This window comes from Ferrimicrobium sp., assembly GCF_027364955.1.
GTDB lineage: Bacteria > Actinomycetota > Acidimicrobiia > Acidimicrobiales > Acidimicrobiaceae > Ferrimicrobium.
This window is the reverse complement of sequence record NZ_DAHXOI010000062.1, coordinates 1-3,110: the sequence shown is the minus strand read 5'-3', so window position 1 is coordinate 3,110 and position 3,110 is coordinate 1. Positions and strand designations below refer to the sequence as shown.

The window sequence follows — 3,110 nt, the reverse complement described above, 5'->3', positions numbered from 1 at the left end:
AAGGCGTCAAGTCGGCCCGCCGCCGCTCGATAGCCAGCAAGGATAAAGGGTGCACCTGCCACCGCATCATGTACCGGAAATGCTTTATCATTCATCTTCACTGGCATATACTGTATCCCTTTCTGGATATTGGCAAACTGTTCAGGAGTGTATTCTTCATCATTGTAAATGATCTTGCCATCTTTCATGGTAATATTACTGGGGGTATCATGACCTTTCTTCTTCTGTTTCTGTAACTGAATCTTCTGTTTCTTCTCATTCTCATGCCATTTCCTGTATGCGAACCTGAATTTGACCTCATCAGACCAGTCAGACTTGGCAAGATCAGGATAGAAGTATTTTAACCAGTTCCAGTGCAGTTTCTTATGCAGATCATCATAGTTCTGGAAGTGTTTGTAGCCATCCTTTGACCCCCTGACTGTGTAATCACATTTGGCAACGGGGCATTTAACTTCCATTTCAATCACTCTGCAAATGGTGTAGCAGTTGCAAATGTTACACCTGAACCTGTGAACTCATAATACCATCCTGCTGGAACTCTCACTCTGATTATTTGTGTTGCCGTTGAAGATGTATCTCCACTCACATACTGGTTGCCTATTGCAGTTGGCGTATCCGTTGAACCCTTTGCAATTGTTACGTATCCTGCTGTGCCTGATGTCGATGCATAGACTGGAAGGTCTATGGTAATGTCGTATGGGTTTGTGTTCTGGTAGACCGTTCCTGTGGCAGGGGGATTAGTGGGGATTGTGGGGGTTGAGCGTAACCCTATTTCTTTAATATGTATCTGGGAAAACTCCGTAATACTATACAATGGACTGAAATCAGGATTATACATACTTAATGTCGCAACCATATTTAGTCCACCTTTATATGTACTATTCGATTGGTCATATACAACATATTCATAATCGTATGAATATCCACTACTTTTCTGGTCGCCAGAAACTATATTTGTTATGACGAGTGTCGTTATAGGCGATGGATTACCATTTGGGAGTGTAGATATAAAATACTTTGTATTCTGCACATCGTATGTCTGTACTGTATTACTATAGTAACCCCCCCAGAATTGGTATATACCATAAACGCACATATCAACCATTAATTTACCAATACTTATATGGGCGCCGCCAGTGAACCACGCATATTGGTATCCCGTTATACCTATTTCCGAACGCCACTGATATGCAGAGGCAGCACCGTTTCCATCTAACAACGCCGCATTACTGTTGATTTCACTGTCAGTTGGGAAGGTTGATGTAGAGTCATTTGTAATATAAAACGAACCAGCGGTTAATGTAGCAAAGGTATATGGTACTAAACCACCCATATTACTTCCAGCTTTAGTCATAAATGTTATACCGTCGATATATAGATTAATATTCGATGGTAATAACGCTGGCCCGGAAGTCTTAGATGGTACTATAGCACCGAGAATAAATATCCCCTGACCTGTGGGTGTTGCTTTAGACCGTATGACGACACCGCCAGATGTTTCGGCAGGTGGCTGTCCACCCTCAATACCACCACGCGATGCACTATTCCCTATAATAGATATATTGACTGTTGGATCACTATATGATACTGCTGGCATTATGAGTTGACAATATATTTCTGTTATTGTTGTATACGGGGATGGCATACTATTAACTTCCCATAAGGTATCTACGAATGGGGCATTGGTAATATCATATACCCCATCGTTTAGATGCATAACCCCACCACCTAAACTAAACAGATAATTTACCGCTTCCTGTATCCCGCTTGTCTGCGTGTAAGGTGGTTTTGACGTTGATGTTGGATCATATGAGTCAGGCCCGAAATCCCAGCCGTCATTGTATTCCTCTGATAACCCGTTTGCTACTCCCTTTGCTGATCCAACAACATACGGGACTTTCACTTTCTCTTTATAGGCGACGTAATAAAAACCATCTTCTTGAATTATATACGGTATGAGTGCCATGATGAATATATACTTATTCAATATAAAAATGTTTATTATTTGCTTCCCACGTTTACTCTCTGGATCATGAGATTGGCAATCTTCTTAGGCCTGTGAATAAAATCCATATGTGCCTCTTCAACCTTGCTCTGCCCAGTGAGTGTGATAAGCATTGTTACATTCAACTGCCCCCATAGGAGAATACGTTGCCCTATGGTCTGGAATGATGATGCTTCCTGAACCTGATCGTATGTAAAATTTCTCACATTGGCAGCAATTATGCCATGCCTGACATATACCTGCTGTGAGGTAATGATATAGGTATATTCCCTGTGCCTGATATACAGAATGAGTAGTATCAGGAAGTCGAGGAAGATTAATGCCCTGAAAACATCAATAACAATGCCATGAAATACAAACAATACATAGGTGAGATATGACGGGTATTCCTTTTCAAGATATATAATGCCGAATAACACGATGAAAAATAGAAAAATATTTCCAAGCATGCTACCGTATGCCCTGTGTCCCACGAATATAGGGGAACCCTTTATAGGTTCCATTGAGGTTTCATCCCACTTTTATAGGTTTCTTCTGTTCTGGAGTGTTTATTTTTCCAGATGGTGTTGAACCAGTAGAACTTACAGATACCTTTAGAGAACCAAGTGCATCAACGCTTCTTTTGAGATCCTCTACCTTTGCATTTAACTGTGCTATATCTGCAAGGTTTCTCTTCTGCATGATCTGTTCGACCTGTGCAATTACCTGATTAACCACCTGTTGCTGTGAACCTACAAATGCATCTATTCTTACCATAGCGGCATTGATTTCACCAAGTGTCCTGTTTGTCCTGGCTATGCTCTTCATATAGGGTGCAGATGCAAGTATAGACAGACCTATTGTTGCCACACCGAATATTGCAGTAAGCCTTACGTCATGCATTATCTCATACTGGTAGAATGTTCCAGCTGCAAGAAAACCTGAAAATCCTGTGATCGTTTTGCTTCCCACAAATGGAAGTGCTGTTATATGTTTCCTGAACTTGCTTATTCTCTTTCCTTTCTGGATCTCCATTTTCTTGGCTTCCAGTTTGGCAAGTTTCTTCTCAGTCTTCTTCTGCCTCTTGTTTGCTTTCCTCTCCTATAGGAGACCTAAGGCGGCCAAT

General features: G+C 41.3%; 4 protein-coding genes. All 4 read right to left on the bottom strand.

Going from position 1 to position 3,110, the window contains the following annotated elements:
* Nucleotides 1-467: hypothetical protein (locus tag M7Q83_RS13945; protein ID WP_298340192.1), on the bottom strand; the 467-nt coding region annotated here is incomplete at its 3' end.
* The gene (locus tag M7Q83_RS13940; RefSeq protein ID WP_298340189.1) at nucleotides 464-1,966 is read right to left on the bottom strand and encodes a hypothetical protein; all 1,503 of its coding nucleotides are present in this window, start codon (nucleotides 1,964-1,966) and stop codon (nucleotides 464-466) included. The genes M7Q83_RS13940 and M7Q83_RS13945, both read right to left, overlap by 4 nt.
* A gap of 35 nt (nucleotides 1,967-2,001) precedes the next feature.
* Complete coding sequence (locus tag M7Q83_RS13935) at nucleotides 2,002-2,508, bottom strand: PH domain-containing protein (RefSeq protein ID WP_298340185.1); 507 nt, start codon at nucleotides 2,506-2,508, stop codon at nucleotides 2,002-2,004.
* Between the two features lie 7 nt (nucleotides 2,509-2,515).
* Nucleotides 2,516-3,019, bottom strand: a complete 504-nt coding sequence (locus M7Q83_RS13930) for a hypothetical protein (protein WP_298340181.1) — start codon at nucleotides 3,017-3,019, stop codon at nucleotides 2,516-2,518.
* Nucleotides 3,020-3,110 lie beyond the last annotated feature (91 nt).